The organism is Actinopolymorpha alba DSM 45243, assembly GCF_000373925.1.
GTDB classification, from domain to species: domain Bacteria; phylum Actinomycetota; class Actinomycetes; order Propionibacteriales; family Actinopolymorphaceae; genus Actinopolymorpha; species Actinopolymorpha alba.
Map to the genome: position 1 here is coordinate 1 of NZ_KB892804.1, position 16,111 is coordinate 16,111.

A 16,111-nucleotide genomic window follows, 5' to 3' on the forward strand; every position below is an offset into this window, starting at 1 on the left:
GTGTGAGCCGGTGCGCCTCCACCACGTGATCATCGATGTACACATACAGTGCGGTCAGGAGGGTATCGAGGTTGTTCGTCACAAAACGACATCGATACCCTCCGCCGCGTCAAGATCCCAGCAGCCACACCGAACAGAGTTAGGAATCACTCGTCTAGGGTTGACCAGGCAATCTGGTGGCAGGTCTACCCGCTGGGATTCCTCGGCGCCGAGCCCGTCGCCCTGCAGCCGTACGCCGAGGTCCGCCACCGGCTCCGCGGGCTGGAAGCCTGGCTGGACTACGCCGTCCACCTCGGCTGCTCCGGCCTGTTGCTCGGGCCGATCTTCGCCGCCGAGTCCCACGGATACGACACGGTGGACCACCTCCGCCTGGACCCGCGGCTCGGCACCGACGACGACTTCGACCACCTGGTCACCGGCGCCCACCGCCGCGGCCTGAAGGTGCTGCTCGACGGCGTGTTCAACCACGTCGGGCGGAGCTTCCCGAGGTTCGTCGAGGCGGCCGCCGCTGACGCCGACTCGCCGGCCGGCCGGTGGTTCCAGCGACTGCCCACCGACGACGGCCGGACTGAGTACGCCACCTTCGAGGGGCACGGGCACCTGGTCACCCTCAACCACGACGAGCCGGCCGTCGCGGCCTACGTCACCCGCGTCCTCACTCACTGGCTCGACCGCGGCGCCGACGGATGGCGGCTGGACGCGGCGTACGCGATTCCGGCCTCCTTCTGGCAGGAGGTGCTCCCGCCCGTACGCCGGCGGCACCCCGACGCGTGGTTCGTGGGCGAGATGATCCACGGCGACTACGCCGGATACATCACGGCCAGCGGACTGGACTCGATCACACAGTACGAACTCTGGAAGGCGATCTGGAGCTCGCTGAACGACCAGAACTTCTTCGAGCTCGCCTGGGCACTCGACCGGCACAACGGCTTCCTCGACACGTTCGCGCCCCAGACCTTCGTCGGCAACCACGACGTGACCCGGTTGGCGAGCCGGCTCGACCACCCCGACCATCTGGGGCACGCGCTGGCCGTGTTGTTCGTCGCGGGCGGCGTTCCGAGCATCTACGCCGGCGACGAGCAGGCGTTCCAGGGAGTGAAGGAGGAGCGTGCCGGCGGCGACGACGCCATCCGGCCGGCCTTTCCGGAGTCGCCGGAAGGACTCCCGCCGGAGGGCTGGCCCACCTTCGAGTTGCACCGGCGGCTCATCGCGCTGCGCCGCCGGCATCCCTGGCTGGTCGGCGCGCGCACGAAGGTCGAGCACCTGACCAACCGGAGCTGTGCCCTCCGGGCGACCGCGCCCGACCATCCCGACCATGACCTACTCGCGCTGCTCAACATCGACGAGCAGCCGTACGCCTTCCCGCTGGACACGGACGGAAGGATGGTTGAGGTGGCCAGCGACCTCAACGCGTCTCACGACGATCCGGTGCTGGTGCCCGGCCACGGCTGGGCGATCCTCAGCCGGTAGCTGAGCCCTCAGCACTTTCATCGCCTCAGCTGCTGAGTGCGTTCAGTTTCTTCTGTTGGACAGATCGGCAGTCCCGACGAAGGCTGGAACCAAGGTTCTTCGTACGAACAAGGTTCTCCGTAGGAAAGGGCACGTCCCATGCAACTGCGCCGGATCGGCGACAGCCAGGTCAGCTCCATCGGACTCGGCGGGATGCCGATGTCCATCGAAGGGCGCCCCGACGAGGCGCGCAGCGTCGCGACCATCCACGCCGCACTGGACGCGGGCGTCACGCTCATCGACACCGCCGACGCCTATCACCTGTACGCCGACGAGGTCGGGCACAACGAGTCCCTCATCGCCAAGGCTCTCGCGACGTACGGCGGCGACACGTCAGAGGTCCTGGTCGCCACCAAGGGTGGGCACCTGCGTCCGGGCGATGGCTCCTGGACGCAGGACGGATCGCCGGCGTACCTCAAGTCCGCCTGCGAAGCCTCACTGAAGCGGCTCGGCGCCGAGGCGATCGGGCTCTATCAGTTCCACCGGCCCGACCCGAAGGTGCCGTACGCCGACTCGGTTGGCGCGATCCGGGACCTGCTCGATGAGGGCAAGATCCGGATGGCCGGCATCTCGAACGCGAACCCCGACCAGATCCGGGAGGCCAACGACATCCTGGGCGGCCGGCTGGTGTCGGTACAGAACCAGTTCTCACCGGCGTTCCGCAGCAGCGAACCCGAACTCCAGGTGTGCGACCAGCTCGGCATCGCGTTCCTGCCGTGGAGCCCGCTCGGCGGCATCTCCAACGCGGGCGACCTCGGGTCGCGGCACGCGGCGTTCGCGACCGTCGCTCAGGCGCACGGCGTCAGCCCTCAACGGGTCTGCCTGGCCTGGATGCTCGCCAAGTCGCCGGTGGTGATCCCGATCCCCGGTGCCAGCCGGCCCGAGTCGATCCGGGACTCAGCGGCGGCCACCGAGCTGGTCCTGTCCGCCGAGGAGATCGCCAGCCTCGACGCGACCTCTTAGCCTGGGTTCGCGGGCGAAATGATCACGTATACGTGGTCATTGCCTGCCTTACACGGTGTCGGTGCCATGTGAAGCAGGTACACGCCACGTATACGTGGTCATTCCGGGGGGTCAGGCGAGTCCCAGCTCTACGGCCGCGGTGCGGCTCGAGTCGGCGAGGAACGTCGAACACCTCTGCGCCTCGTCAGCCTCTCCGATCGAGCCCGCCGACTTGGCGAGCGCGGCGAGCGCCCGGAGGAACCCGCGGTTCGGCTCGTGCTCCCACGGGACCGGCCCGTGCCCCTTCCAGCCACTGCGGCGCAGGGCATCCAGACCCCGGTGGTAGCCGACCCGGGCGTACGCGTAGGCCGGCAGGTCCTGCCCGTCGGCGAGCGCCCGCTCGGCGAGGAGCGCCCAGGCGAGGGAGTACGTCGGATGGGCCCGGGCCACGTCGGCCGGGTCCGTACCGGCGTCGAGGGCGGCACGCGCCTCGGTGTTCTCGGGAAGCTCGGTCGCGGGCGGTTCGCCCAGCAGGTTGCCAGAAGCGCTCATGCCCGTCCTCGCTTCGCTCCGGGCGCGCATGAGGCACCCACTGCACTGTGTTTGATGATTCGCTCGCTGCGCTCGCTCATGTGGCCATCCTGCCGCTCGCGACCGAGGCAGGGGCCAGCGGTCTCCGCGGCGTGGACTCCCTACCGCGCGGATCAGCTGAGGAACCTGTCCGCGGTGATGGGCAGGTCGCGGACCCGGATTCCAGTGGCGTGGTAGGCGGCGTTCGCGACCGCCGCGGCCGCCCCGACGATGCCGATCTCGCCGATGCCCTTGGAACCCATGGGATTGACGTACGGGTCGTGCTCGTCGATCCAGATCGCGTCGACATCACCCACGTCGGCATTGGCGGCGATGTGGTACTCGGCAAGGTCGTGGTTGACCACCAGCCCGAAGCGCGGATCCATGACGCTCTGCTCGTGCAACGCCATGGACAGTCCCATCGTCATGCCGCCGATGAACTGTGAGCGAGCGGTGCGTGGATTGATGATCCGGCCAGCGGCAAACACGCCAAGCATCCGCGGCACCCGGATCTCGCCGGTGTCGACGTGTACCCGCACCTCCGCGAACTGCGCCCCGAACGCCTGCATCGCGAACCGCGCGGCGTCGGGGTTGTCCGGCGTCTCGGCGACGACCTCGGCTCCGTCCGCGGGTTCGGTCCCGTACTGGTCCCGGAACGCCTGAGCCGCCGCCACGATCGCCGACCCCCAACTGGTGATGCCCGATGAACCGCCCTCGACCGAAGCCATTGGCAGGGCAGTGTCACCGATCCGCAGGTCGACGCGTTCGCACGGCACCCCAAGGGCGTCGGCGGCAACCTGCGTCAACGCGGTCCAGGTGCCGGTACCGATGTCGGCGGCACCGATCGACACGCGGTAGCGCCCGTCGCCGAGAAGCCGGATCATCGCCACTGAGCCGGGCAGCCGGTAGACCGGATAGGTCGAGCTCGCCACGCCGGTGCCGATCAGCCAGCCGTTGTCCCGTCGTACGCCCGGAGTGGGATCGCGCCGCTCCCAGCCGAAGCGACGGGCGCCCTCGCGCAGGCAGGCCACGAGGTTACGGCTGGACCACGGCAGTCCGGACTCCGGACTGACCTCCGCATCGTTGCGGACCCGCACCTCGATCGGGTCCAGACCGCACGCGACGGCCAACTCGTCCATCGCCACCTCGAGGGCGAACATCCCAGGGCATTCGCCAGGTGCCCGCATCCAGGTCGGCACGGGTACGTCGAGCGGGTCCAGCCGGTGGGTGATCCGCCGGTGAGGCGCGGCGTACATGACCCGGGTCCCTTTCCCGGTAGGTTCGGCGTACTCCTTGATCTTCGAGCTCAGCTCGATGACGTCCTGCGCGAGCGCGGTGAGCCGGCCATCGGCTCCGGCGCCGAGCTGGATCCGCTGGATGGTGGGCGGGCGGTAGCCGGCGATGGAGTACATCTGCTGCCGGGTCAGCGCGAACTTCACCGGCCGACCGCCGGCCATCCGGGCGGCCAACCCCGCGAGCACGTTGTGCGCGTGGGGCATTCCTTTGGACCCGAACCCGCCACCGACATACGGCGCGATGACCCTCACCTGCCGCGGGTCGAGCCCGAACACCGGTGCCAGCGTGACGCGTACGGTGTGGGCGCCCTGCGTCGAGTCGTACAGGGTCAAGCCGTCCTCGTCCCACCGCGCGATGGTGGCGTGCGGCTCCATCGGGTTGTTGTGCTCCATGGGGGTCGTGTACGTCTGGTCGACCGTGACCGCCGCGGCGGCGAGCGCTCCATCCACGTCACCCTCGAAGGTGTTGGTGGGTTCGCCGGCAAGGAGCTCGTCCGGTGCGTACAGCTTGGCGCTGTCCGCACGCAGCTCAGCCTCGTGCGGCTCTTCGGCGTACTCCACCCGGACGAGGCTGGCCGCATGCCGGGCGATCTCGGGTGTTTCCGCGAGGACCGCCGCGACGAACTGTCCCCGGAACGCCACCTGGTCCGACTGCAGGACCCAGAGCTCCCTGTCCTCATCGGAGGCCAGTCGGGGCGCGTTCGTGTGGGTAAGGACGCCGGCGACTCCGGGCATCGCCTCGGCGGCGGAGGAGTCGATGGCCGTGACCCTGCCGCGGGCAATCGTGGCCTGCACCGGGAACAGGTGCAGCGGGTCGCCGACCGGCTGCTCGAACGCGTACGGCGCGGTCCCGGTTACCTTGGCCGGACCGTCCAGCCGGGTCAGCGACTGGCCGATGGCGTGCGGTTCCAACAGGCCGGTCACCGCGCCTCCTCCTGGGCAAGCTCGCGCAGGACCGCGACGAGGGTGTTGCGGGCCATCGGCACCTTGAACTCGTTGCCGGCCAGCGGCCGCGCCCCGGCGAGCTCGGCCTCGGCGGCCTGGAGGAAGCTCTCGTCGCTGATGGGAGCGCCGCGCAGCACCTCCTCGGCCCGGGTGGCCCGCCACGGCTTGTGCGCCACGCCACCGAAGGCGACCCGAGCATCTCGAACGCTGCCATCCGCGACGTCCAGCGCCGCCGCCACCGAGACGAGGGCGAACGCGTACGACGCGCGGTCGCGCACCTTGCGGTAGGTCGACCGGGCCGCGAACGGCAGGTCCGGCAGGTCGACGGCGATGATCAGCTCGCCGTGCTCCAGCACCGTGTCACGATGCGGGTCGTCGCCGGGCAGCCGGTAGAAATCCGCCAGCGGGATCTGGCGTTCGCCGTGCACGCCGAGCACGACGACGGTGGCGTCGAGGGCGGTGAGCGCGACCGCGAGGTCCGACGGATGCGTCGCCACGCACGCGGACGAAGCACCAAGAATGGCGTGGTAGCGGGTGTACCCGTCGATCGCCGAACAGCCCGAACCCGGCTCGCGCTTGTTGCACGGTGTCGTGACGTCCTGGAAGTAGACGCACCGGGTGCGCTGCAACAGATTCCCACCGGTCGTCGCGAGATTGCGCAACTGGGCTGACGCACCAGCGAGCAGCGCGCGGGACACCGCCGGATAGCGGGACCGGAGGATCGGGTCGGCGGCCAGGTCGCTGTTGCGCACGGCCGCACCGATCCGTACGCCGCCGCCGGGAAGTGGCTCCACCTCATCAAAGGGCAACCGCGACACGTCGACCAGCAGTTCGGGACTCGCCACGCCCAGCTTCATGTGGTCGACGAGGTTGGTGCCGGCACCGAGAAAGGCCGCCGTTGGGCGGCTCGCCACGGCGGCCACGGCACTGGCGGCGTCCTCCGCGCGGAGATACTCGAACGGGATCACCTGGCCACCTCCCGGATAGCCGCCACGATGTTGACGTAGGCGCCGCAGCGGCACAGGTTGCCGCTCATCCGCTCCCGGATCTCCTCGTCGTTGAGTTCGACGGAGCGGGCGAGGTCCCGGGTGACATAGCTCGGCTGGCCGGCCTTCACCTCGTCCAGCATCCCGACCGCTGAGCAGACCTGGCCCGGCGTGCAGTACCCGCACTGGAACCCGTCGTGGTCGAGGAACGCCTGGGACACCGGGTGCGGCATACCGCCGTTCGTCAGGCCCTGCGCGGTCGTGATCTCCGCCCCGTCGTACGCAACCGCCAGGGCTAGGCAGGTCGTCGCACGGCGACCGTCCAGCAGAACCGTGCACGCGCCGCACTGGCCGTGGTCACAGCCCTTCTTGGCCGACATCACGCCGAGCCGGTCGCGCAACGCGTCCAGCAACGTCGTACGCGTATCCACGGTCAGTGCCCGCCACTCGCCGTCCACGTGCAACTGGATCCGGACGTCCATACGACAGTCCCTTCAAGCGCTGGAACGGAACGACTGCCATCCGGGCGCTCACCAGTGCACTGGGTATCTGGGGCGCACGTCGATGTGGTCGCGAACCCGGCGTAGGCCGCGACTGGGGATGGCGTCGCGGATCTCGTACCCAGCGCCGTGCGACCGAATCGCTTTCGTTCCGGGACCGGCTGAGTGACCTCTCAGCCATCAGTGGCGAACGCCGCCAGAAACTCGCCGCAGGCGGGGTAGTGCGGTAGCCAGCACCGGTCAGGAGGCGGCGAGCACCGGTCGGGACGCAGTCAGGCGCGACCCGAACCCGGTGGAATTGGTTGCGGCGGCGCCCCTCATCGAGTGCCCGCCGAAGCGGATCGTCCGGAGCGCCGCCGCTGTTCATAAAGTTTCGTTGCCAGCATGAAAAGTGCGCAACACTTCAAACCTCCAAAGTTCCCTGTAATCCTGGCCGTATCCGGACACCACGCTCCGTACCGGCAATCGGTTGCCGCTCACAAGCGGTTACGAGAACTTGTGAAGTTACGGTCCGAGGGCAGATGAACACTTAGAGGTCGTGCCATCGGTCCAAGAACGCTGCCGCGCATTCCGTCGCGGCGGCTCGTGCCGGATGGCCGGCGCCGCCGCTCAGCGCTCTCTCCAGGTCGCGGGCCAGGTCGCGGTTTCGGCAGGATGTCGGGCTATGGAAGCGCAGCGAAAGGTGACAGCATTCGTGACCCGAGGCGTCGGCTCCAACGCCGAACTCCTCGTCTTCTGGCACGCCGGCGCGGGTACCCAGATCCCGGCCGGCACCGTCGAGGAAGGCGAGACCTTCGAGGAGGCCGCGGCGCGGGAGGCGGCCGAGGAGACCGGACTCGCCGACCTCGAACTCCTGAGCCGGCTGGGAGCGCATACCTACGACCTCCCCGAGGACCAGGGCATCCTCAGCCGGAAGGTGGCGCTGCAGACCCGACCAGGACCCGACGGGCCGCGGACGAACTGGTCGTTCCGCAATGTGCGGGTACGCATCGTCGACCGCCGGGACAGGTACGCGCGCGTGGTGTACGAGGAGTCCGACCTGGATGACGGAGCCGACGGGCTTGTCTACGCCCGCTTCGAGGGGTGGGTATCAGCGGACTGTCTACTCCACAGGCAGCAACGCGAGTTCTTCCACTTCACGGCACGGGGCGAGACCCCGGAACGGTGGCAGCAGTTGGAGAACAATCAGTACGTCTTCCACCTGTCGTGGCGGCCGTTGCGGCCCATGCCGGGCGGGCTCCTCGCGGGCCAGCAGGCCTGGCTGGAGGAGTTCTACGACAGGCTGCTCGGCGCCGGATCGCACTGAGGCTGAGCTGACGCCGCGAGCTGGCGCTGGACTGACCACCGCCCTGAGGATGACGGCCACCTGAGAGCGGGCGTCATCCTCGGCGGTGAGAACAGCCGCGTTACTTCGCCAGGGTGGTGCCGGTGGAGCGAAGGTGCTCGCAGGCCTCCGCGACCCGCTTGGCCATCGACTGTTCGGCGGTCTTGCCGTAGGCGCGCGGGTCGTACGCCTTCTTGTCACCGACTTCGCCGTCGATCTTGAGGACGCCGTCGTAGTTCTTGAACATGTGGTCGACGACCCCGCGGGTGAACGCGTACTGCGTGTCGGTGTCGATGTTCATCTTGACGACGCCGTAGTCGACCGCGGAGCGGATCTCCTCCAGCAGCGAACCCGAGCCACCGTGGAAGACCAGATCGAACGGCTTCTCCTTGGTGTACTTCGCGCCCACCTCGTCCTGGATCTCCTTGAGGATCTCCGGACGCAGCTTGACGTTGCCCGGCTTGTAGACGCCGTGGACGTTGCCGAACGTCAGAGCCGTGATGTAGCGGCCGTGCTCACCGAGGCCCAGCACCTCGGCGGTGCGGAGCCCGTCGGCCACCGTGGTGTAGAGCTTCTCGTCGATCGCGCCGACGATGCCGTCCTCTTCGCCGCCAACGACGCCGACCTCGATCTCGAGGATGACGTTGGCGGCCGCGGCCTGGGCCAGCAGCTCCTTGGCGATCTGGAGGTTCTCCTCCAGCGGCACCGCCGAGCCGTCCCACATGTGCGACTGGAACAGCGGCTCCTCGCCCCGCGCGACCCGCTCAGCCGACAGCGCGAGCAGCGGGCGGACGAACTTGTCCAGCTTGTCCTTGGGGCAGTGGTCAGTGTGCAGGGCGATGTTGACGGGGTAGTTCTTCGCGACCTCACGGGCGTACGCGGCGAACGCGGCGGAACCGGCCACCATGTCCTTGACGGTGGCCCCGGACAGGAACTCGGCACCGCCGGTCGACACCTGGACGATGCCGTCGCTTTCCGCCTCGGCGAAGCCGCGGAGAGCCGCGTTGAGCGTCTGCGAGGAGGTGACATTGATGGCCGGGTATGCGAACGCGCCCTCCTTGGCGCGGTCAAGCATCTCGGCGTAGACCTCATGCGTGGCAACAGGCATGGTGTGCTCCTCGGATGGTCCTAGATCCTCGCGTTCCCCCAGTATCGCGGAGACCATTCCTCTGACCTTCCGCCGCCCCGCCGGTCCCGCCTGGTCCCTGACCTGCCCGCGGACAGTCACCGACCCGACCGTTCATGATCGGCGACGCGGATGCAGTCTCAGCGGTGCCAGGGCACCCGCCCGGCATCGCTGGCCCGGGCCAGGTCGATGTGGACCTGGTACCGGTCGCCGCGGTACCACGACGTGATCTGCTCCACCGGCCGCCCGCTCGCCGTCGACGTACGGTCGAGCACGAGCAGCGGCGACCCCGCCGCGACGCCGAGGATGCGCGCCGTCTGGGCGTCCGCGATCTCTGACCGGAGCGTCTGCTTCGCCCCGTCGATCACCACGCCGTAGGACCTCGCCAGGATGCTGTACAGCGACCCGCCAAGGTCACGGTCGAGCAGGCCCGGTGCGGGTTCGGCGGCGTACCAACCGTTCTCCAGCGCCATCGGGATGCCGTCGGCGATCCGGAGCCGCTCGATGCGGTACGCCGTCTGGCTCGCGGTGAGTTCGAGCGCCTGGCGGATCGCGACGGGCGGGACGAGTTCGACCGAGCGCAGCACGACGGTGGATGGCGCGTGTCCGCGCCGGCGCATGTCCTCGGTGAAGGACGTGAGCTCCAGCATCGAGTCGACCCGCGGCGCCGCCACGAACGTCCCCTTACCCCGCACGCGGTAGAGGCGGCCTTCGGTGACCAGTTGGCCGATCGCCTCCCGGACCGTCATGCGGGAGACGTGGTGCGCCGCCATCAGCTCCCGCTCGGACGGGATCGGCGCGTCGGGCCGGAGTTCACCGGTGATCATGGCCTCGAGGATCTGCCGGAGCTGGAGGTGTTTGGGGACCGGTCCGTCGGCCACGACTCGACGCCGTTCATCCATGGTTGCCACCTCCCGGTTATGGTCGCTCCGACATCGCTGCGGGCATCGTGTCACGCACCTGGCGAGGTCGTTCGCGTACGCCGACCGTGGCGTGCACGGTATGCGTTCGGCCGGGTGCGAAGAGGTACGAGATCTCGCGCCCTACCAGATCGAGCACTGTCCAAACTGAGCACCTTCGGAGACGACGCGGTATGACAACCCAGATGGCCCAGGAGATCGCCGAGCAGCCAGAGGCCGTGAGCCGGACCCTGGACGCCCTCCGCCCCCTCCGTGGAGAACTCGCCCATCTCGCCCGCGGCACCCGGCACGTGCTCTTCGTCGCCCGCGGCTCCTCCGACAACGCCTGCGTCTACGGCCGCTACCTGGTGGAGACGCACGCCCACCGGATGGCGGCCCTCGCCGCCCCGAGCGTGGCGACCCACTACCACGCGGAGGTCGATCTCAGCGACGCCCTCATCGTCTGCGTCTCCCAGTCCGGCGAGACCCGCGAGATCGTCGAAACCCTCGACTGGGCCGCCTCCCGCGGCGCCCGGACGATCGCGGTGACGAACGACGGCGCCAGCGCGCTCGCCCGCGCGGCGGACCTGACCCTCATCACGCATGCCGGCCGCGAACTCGCCGTACCCGCGACCAAGACCTACACCACCCAGCTGGCCGCGATGGCCATCCTCGCCACCGCGCTCGCGCCCACGCCGCCCGCTCTGGATGCCGAACTCGCCCGCGTCCCCAAGGAGATGGCCCGCCTGGTGGAGCAGCGCGAGGGCGTGGACGCCGCCGCCGAACACCTCGCCCAGTCGGCGGAGACGATCGTGTCGGGGCGTGGCCTGTTGTTCGGTACGGCGCTCGAGGTGGCGCTGAAACTGGAGGAGACCTGCCTGCGGCCGGTACGCGGACTGTCGTACGCCGACCTGCGGCATGGCCCGATCGCGGTGGTCGACTCCGAGGTGGCCGCCGTCGTGGTGGCGGCCAAGGACGGCCCGGTGGTGGCCGGCCTGACGGAGGTCGCGATCGACCTTCGCGAACGCGGCGCGACGACGATCGGCATCGGTGGGGACGCGACGTTCGCGAAGGCCTGTTCGCTGTCGGTGCCCGGGCCTGACCTCACGGAGGCGGTCGCGCCCCTGGCCACCGTCGTACCGGGGCAGTTGATGGTCGAGGCGCTGGCCCGCCGGCTCGGACTCGACCCGGACTCGCCGCGCGGCCTGTCCAAGGTCACACAGACCGACGCCGACTAAGAGGGCGGCAGGTGATCGACGGGCCGTTCGCGCAGACGAAGGAGCTGACCGCGCGATTCTGGTTGATCCAGGCGCCACCTGAACCACCTCGCGGGCGGGGCCCGCACAGCACCGGAAATTCCTTGGGTCCATTGTCGATGTCGGCCGATGCCGATCGACGGGTTAGTAACGGACGAACACCCAAGGAGACTTGATGCCGCAGAGCTGGGCGGTCGCGGTGTCGCGGGCTATGCGTTGCAGCCCAGCACCACAGCCACCTCGATCCGCGGCGACTCCATCACCGACGGCCCGTTCATCGAGTCCAAGGAAGTCGTCGGCGGGTTCTTCATCCTCGAAGCACCCGATCTGGACGTCGCCTTGAAGATCGCCAAGCTCAACCCGGTCGCCCTCGACGGGGGCGGTGTGGAGGTCCGGCCGTTGTTCGTCGCGCCGGAGGAGTGAGCGTCGAAGACGACGCTACGGCCACGGCCGAACGGGCTGTGACGGACGCGTACCGTCGCGAGTGGGCCTTCGTGCTCGCCGCGACGGTACGCGTCGCCGGTGATTTCGACCTCGCCGAGGAGTGACGCGCACGGCTCGAGCCGTCCGATCGGTGGATCGCCGTTAAACCGTTCGGCTCCGGCCCGACCGCGGTGTAGAGTCGCTCGCGATGTGCGCCTTCTACTTCATTCGCCTGCGGTCAGTCCGCCTCACCGACTCTCGGTGACGGTCTGACCGGGCCAGCTCCTGTGCGGCTTCTCCAAGCCCACGAGCGCAGAGCGTTCTGACACGTTCAGCACCACCCACGTGGTGCCATCCCGTCGACCTAGGTCGACGGCCATCCCGCATGACCTTCCCGAGTGGTCTCGGTGGGGCTTTTCGCGCCCTGTCCGCGTACCCCCTCGAGGATCATCATGCGTGCCCAATCGTCGCGCCACCTTCACGGCCATCCACCCAGTCGTCGGGCCAGCCAACTGCCGGCCAACCATCACGGCATCCATCTCCTGCGCTCGACCACCGTCATCCGCTCCCTGGTCGAGTCCGCGGACATCAATCCAGGCGACCTCGTCCTTGACCTTGGTGCCGGGCCGGGGACTCTGACTGGCCCGCTCGCGGACACCGGCGCCCGGATCCTTGCCATCGAACGCGATCCGGGTTTTGTCCGCCGTCTCCACCGGAGGTTCGGGGACCGAGACAACGTGCGGATAGTCGAGGCCGACCTGCGTACGGCGCCCCTTCCCAGCAGCCCTTTCCAGGTCGTGGCGTCGATACCGTATTCGCTGTCCACGACACTCGTCCGCCGCCTGCTGCGGCCCGCGCGTACACCCCTTCGATCCGCACACCTGGTGGTGGAATGGGGATTCGCCAAACGGATCAGCCGACCGTACGCACGGGATCTCGAGACTGCCTGGTGGGGAGCGAGGTTCGAACTCCACCTCGTACGCCGAATTCGGGCGGCCGCATTTCGCCCAGCACCTGCGGTGGATTCGGCGCACCTCGCGATCCGGAATCGCCCTGGTATGCGAGAACACCCAACCCTGCAAGCGTTGTACGCCCTCCTGGCCGGAGGTTATCGGGCACCCGGCCAGCCCGCGCGTACCCTGCTTACCGAATTCGTTCCGAAAAGGCGGGCACACCGGATCTGCGCCATCCTCGGACTCGCGCCCGGGCATCCCGCTGGTGAAATCACGGTCGCCCAATGGGCGGAGTTGGCGGCGCTCGTGAGCGCGACCGCGGGCGTGCGGTCCTGGCCGGCACTGCCGCGCGATCTCGTCCCCCGCCACAACCCGGATTCGACGAGACGGCGGAAGTGAGCGAATGTCCCCTGACCGGATGGATCCTCAGCGCCGCCCGCTGGAATGCCGTGGAGAGCCGGCACTCCGCAGGAGCGGGCCAGTGTCAAGGTTGCCCTCGATCACCTGGCGGGCAAGCTCGGCGAGACGGAGCCGATTGCGACGAGCATAAGCGCGTAAGGCGAGGAACGCGTCCTCCATTTCCATACCGCCGCGTTCGGCGAGGACGCCCTTCGCCTGTTCGATGACGATGCGACTGCTGAGGGCCGACTGCAACTGCTCGGCAAGGACCTCGGCGCGCCGGACCGCGCGCTCATGAAGGATTCCGATGGTCGCGACGTCCGCCATCGCCTGGCCGAGCCGGATCGCGTCCTCGGCCAGGGGATCGGCATTCTCGCCGAAGAGATTCATGGCACCGATCACCTCGTCCCGCAGGCGAAGCGGCAACGCGTGCACCGACTGGAAACCCGCCGCCATTGCCTGCGGCACGAAGTGTGGCCAGCGGTCAGTGGCCGAAGGAAGGTGAGCGTTTACCACTGGCTGGGAGGTCTGATAGCAGTCCAGACAGGGACCTTCGTTGACCTGAAGCTCGAACAACTCCACCATCCGGGCCTGCTCGGAGGTGGATGCCGCGACGTGCAACTCGCCGTGGTGATCGGCCAGCATGATGCCAACCGCGGCCGAACCAAGAAGATCCATACAGTGTCGGGTGAGCACGCCCAGAAAATCGATGACGTCGAATTCGTCGACCAGGGTGTCGGCGAGCTCGACGAACGCATTCGTCAGGCGCTCTTCCGTCGACATGGCCACCCCTTCACGATAGTCAGCCGGCAGGCGTTCGTCAGACGGCGACATCTGCACCGTCGTCCTCGAATCGCTCCGATCCGAAGGGGAACCGTGAAGAGGGAACGCACACCCGCCGACCCGCGCACGCAGACGTCACTTCCATAAATGACACTTCCCCCGTTCCCCGTCATGACACTTATGCTGGCGCCTTCGGCCGGCAATGCGGCCGAAGGGCGAGATCACGCGGATGCTACGCCTCGCCGTTGTGTTCTGGAGGGAATTTCACCTCGATCGTGAGACCGCCGCGGGGAATGGCACGGACAGCGAGGCTCGCGCGATGGCTGGCCGCGATGGCGTGGACGATCGACAGTCCGAGGCCGTGCCCGTCCGCGCGGTTGGTGCGATCCGCGCCGAGCCGGTGGAAAGGCTCGACGAGCCGGTCGACTTCGGCGGGCGGCACGATCGGGCCGCTGTTGGCGACGATGAGCATGCCGTGACCGTCGCGGGTGCTGGTGGCCAGCTCGAGCCAGCCCGGTGAGGTGTTGTGCCGCACGGCGTTGTCGACCAGGTTGGCGATCAGCTGCGTCACGAGCCGCCGGTCGCCGCACGCGGGAGCGGGACGCAGCCGGGCGTCCACGTCGAGACCACGACCTGTCATGGCCGCCGCGCGGGTTGCCAGGACGTCGCCCGCGAGATCGGCGAGGTCGAGCGGCTCGAAGGTGTGGAGGCCCGCCTGCCCCCGAGCGAGGGTGAGGAGCGCCTCGATGAGCGTCTCCTGTTCCTTGCCGGAGGCCAGGACGCGTTCGTGGGCGGCCCGCAGCGACTCGACGGTGGCGCCGGGATCAGTCAGGGCCACCTGCGCAAGGACACGTTGACGGGCCAGCGGGGTGCGCAGCTCGTGCGAGGCGTTCGCCACGAACCTTCGCTGCGACTGGAACGCCGCCTCGAGCCGGCCGAGCAGCCCGTCGAAGGTGTCACCGAGTTCCTTCAGCTCGTCATCGGGTCCGTCCAGCGCGAGCCGGTCGTGCAGGTTGGTCGCGGAGATGCTCTGGACGGTCGCGGTGATGGTCCGCAGCGGACGGAGTACTCGACCCGCCATGACCCAGCCGAGGACGATCGAGACGAACGCCATGATCACCAGCGCGATCCCGGACTGGGCAAGCAGCAGGCGCTTCCCAGCCTCCTGCTGCCGGAGCGCCTGTGCTTCGAGTTGCGCGGCCTGGGCCTTGGCCTGCTCGTCACTGAGACCTTCCAGACGTTCGACGCGCGCGGGTGGGCCGGCTGCGTCGGCTGGGTCTGGCGGTGTTCCAGGCGTACCGACAAAGCTGATCGACTGGCCGTCCGGCCCCCGGAAGGTGAAGCCGGTGGCGTTGACGAACAGCAGATACGTGATGGCCAGCAGGGCGATACCGGAGGCGAGGAAGAGCCCGCCGTAGATCAGCGTGAGGCGAAGGCGCACCGTGCGCCGGGGAAGCGTCGGGCGGGGAAGCTTACGGAGGCGTGGCTGGAAGCGCGCTGCGAGGGCCGCGGTCAACCGGTGGGGACGTGGCATCGGGTGATCCTTCAGATCCGGTAACCAGACCTCGCCACGGTCTCGATGACCGGAGGGTCACCGAGCTTGGCCCGTAGCCGGCTGATCGTGATCTTGACGGCGTTCGTGAACGGATCGGCCGCTTCGTCCCACACGCGTTCGAGGAGTTCCTCGGCCGAGACGGTGCGGCCCTGCGCGGCGAGCAGGATCTCCAGGACGCCGAACTCCTTGGGCGCGAGATCAAGGGACCGATCCGCCCGCCAGGCCTGGCGGCGCGCGGTGTCGACGGTGAGATCACCGCCGCGGAGTACGGGAGGGACTGCCGGCTGGGAACGCCGGAAGAGCGCTCCGATCCGGGCGAGGAGAACCGGAAAGTCGAACGGCTTCGGTAGGTAGTCGTCGGCGCCGATCCCGAGGCCGTCAACCAGGTCGTCCACACCCGCCGCCGCGGTGAGCATGAGGATCCGGCTCCGGCACCCGTCGGCCACCAACCTGCCGCAGACCTCGTCGCCGTGCAGGCCGGGCAGGTCCCGGTCGAGCACGATGACGTCGTAGTCGTTGAGTTGCGCGCGTTCGAGCCCCGTCAGTCCGTCGAGCGCGACGTCCACGGCCAGGTGGGCGCGGCGCAGACCGACCGCGACGGCCTGGGCCATTTCTTCGTCGTCCTCGATCACGAGTACCCGCAACG

Annotated in this window: 16 protein-coding genes; 7 read left to right on the forward strand and 9 right to left on the reverse strand. The window is 68.8% G+C overall.

From position 1 onward, the window contains the following. The first annotated feature begins 48 nt into the window (after window positions 1–48). Together B141_RS0133630 and B141_RS0133635 are read left to right on the forward strand one after the other, a co-directional pair. Window positions 49–1,470 carry an alpha-amylase family protein gene (locus B141_RS0133630; RefSeq protein ID WP_420313614.1) on the forward strand — a complete coding sequence of 474 codons (1,422 nt, stop codon included), beginning with the start codon at window positions 49–51 and terminating at the stop codon, window positions 1,468–1,470. A gap of 138 nt (window positions 1,471–1,608) precedes the next feature. Further along, on the forward strand, window positions 1,609–2,472 hold the full coding sequence (locus B141_RS0133635) for an aldo/keto reductase (RefSeq protein WP_020579584.1): 864 nt from the start codon (window positions 1,609–1,611) through the stop codon (window positions 2,470–2,472). 111 nt (window positions 2,473–2,583) lie between these two features. On the opposite strand, the gene B141_RS0133640 is transcribed toward B141_RS0133635, so the two are convergent. The 4 genes from B141_RS0133640 to B141_RS0133655 form a co-directional block, all read right to left on the reverse strand. Then, the gene (locus B141_RS0133640; RefSeq protein ID WP_020579585.1) at window positions 2,584–3,003 is read right to left on the reverse strand and encodes a DUF3151 domain-containing protein; all 420 of its coding nucleotides are present in this window, start codon (window positions 3,001–3,003) and stop codon (window positions 2,584–2,586) included. A gap of 152 nt (window positions 3,004–3,155) precedes the next feature. Then, window positions 3,156–5,240, reverse strand: a complete 2,085-nt coding sequence (locus tag B141_RS0133645; protein WP_020579586.1) for a xanthine dehydrogenase family protein molybdopterin-binding subunit — start codon at window positions 5,238–5,240, stop codon at window positions 3,156–3,158. Continuing rightward, complete coding sequence (locus tag B141_RS0133650; protein ID WP_020579587.1) at window positions 5,237–6,229, reverse strand: FAD binding domain-containing protein; 993 nt, start codon at window positions 6,227–6,229, stop codon at window positions 5,237–5,239. The genes B141_RS0133645 and B141_RS0133650 overlap by 4 nt, the downstream gene beginning before the upstream one ends. Further along, window positions 6,226–6,729 (reverse strand): 2Fe-2S iron-sulfur cluster-binding protein, encoded by a 504-nt coding sequence (locus tag B141_RS0133655; protein WP_020579588.1) that lies wholly within the window; start codon window positions 6,727–6,729, stop codon window positions 6,226–6,228. The genes B141_RS0133650 and B141_RS0133655 overlap by 4 nt, the downstream gene beginning before the upstream one ends. A gap of 682 nt (window positions 6,730–7,411) precedes the next feature. Between B141_RS0133655 and B141_RS46520 the strand changes: the two genes are divergently transcribed. Then, window positions 7,412–8,053 (forward strand): NUDIX domain-containing protein, encoded by a 642-nt coding sequence (locus tag B141_RS46520; RefSeq protein WP_020579589.1) that lies wholly within the window; start codon window positions 7,412–7,414, stop codon window positions 8,051–8,053. Window positions 8,054–8,153: 100 nt separating this feature from the next. Here B141_RS46520 and fbaA read toward each other — a convergent pair whose 3' ends face one another. Both fbaA and B141_RS0133670 read right to left on the reverse strand, forming a co-directional pair. Beyond that, window positions 8,154–9,179 carry a class II fructose-bisphosphate aldolase gene (gene fbaA / locus B141_RS0133665; protein WP_020579590.1) on the reverse strand — a complete coding sequence of 342 codons (1,026 nt, stop codon included), beginning with the start codon at window positions 9,177–9,179 and terminating at the stop codon, window positions 8,154–8,156. Window positions 9,180–9,337: 158 nt separating this feature from the next. Further along, window positions 9,338–10,099 (reverse strand): GntR family transcriptional regulator, encoded by a 762-nt coding sequence (locus B141_RS0133670; RefSeq protein WP_020579591.1) that lies wholly within the window; start codon window positions 10,097–10,099, stop codon window positions 9,338–9,340. A 191-nt stretch (window positions 10,100–10,290) separates the two neighbouring features. Here B141_RS0133670 and B141_RS0133680 point away from each other — a divergent pair, with 191 nt between their 5' ends. The 4 genes from B141_RS0133680 (at window position 10,291) to B141_RS44195 (ending at window position 13,127) form a co-directional block, all read left to right on the forward strand. Next, window positions 10,291–11,334 carry an SIS domain-containing protein gene (locus B141_RS0133680; RefSeq protein ID WP_020579593.1) on the forward strand — a complete coding sequence of 348 codons (1,044 nt, stop codon included), beginning with the start codon at window positions 10,291–10,293 and terminating at the stop codon, window positions 11,332–11,334. Window positions 11,335–11,481: 147 nt separating this feature from the next. Then, the gene (locus tag B141_RS0133685; protein WP_020579594.1) at window positions 11,482–11,775 is read left to right on the forward strand and encodes a YciI family protein; all 294 of its coding nucleotides are present in this window, start codon (window positions 11,482–11,484) and stop codon (window positions 11,773–11,775) included. Next, window positions 11,772–11,900, forward strand: coding sequence for a hypothetical protein (locus tag B141_RS52450; protein ID WP_020579595.1), 129 nt, complete (start codon window positions 11,772–11,774; stop codon window positions 11,898–11,900). The genes B141_RS0133685 and B141_RS52450 overlap by 4 nt, the downstream gene beginning before the upstream one ends. Before the next feature lie 327 nt (window positions 11,901–12,227). Then, window positions 12,228–13,127 carry a ribosomal RNA small subunit methyltransferase A gene (locus B141_RS44195; protein WP_020579596.1) on the forward strand — a complete coding sequence of 300 codons (900 nt, stop codon included), beginning with the start codon at window positions 12,228–12,230 and terminating at the stop codon, window positions 13,125–13,127. Window positions 13,128–13,154: 27 nt separating this feature from the next. On the opposite strand, the gene B141_RS0133700 is transcribed toward B141_RS44195, so the two are convergent. From B141_RS0133700 to B141_RS0133710, 3 genes are all read right to left on the reverse strand, one after another. Then, a complete protein-coding gene (locus tag B141_RS0133700) occupies window positions 13,155–13,910 on the reverse strand; it encodes a GAF and ANTAR domain-containing protein (protein WP_040423103.1) in 756 nt (251 codons plus the stop codon). A gap of 232 nt (window positions 13,911–14,142) precedes the next feature. Further along, complete coding sequence (locus B141_RS0133705; RefSeq protein ID WP_020579598.1) at window positions 14,143–15,444, reverse strand: sensor histidine kinase; 1,302 nt, start codon at window positions 15,442–15,444, stop codon at window positions 14,143–14,145. 11 nt (window positions 15,445–15,455) lie between these two features. Further along, window positions 15,456–16,109: a response regulator transcription factor gene (locus B141_RS0133710; protein ID WP_020579599.1), complete on the reverse strand. Its 654-nt coding sequence runs from the start codon at window positions 16,107–16,109 to the stop codon at window positions 15,456–15,458. Window positions 16,110–16,111: the final 2 nt, after the last annotated feature.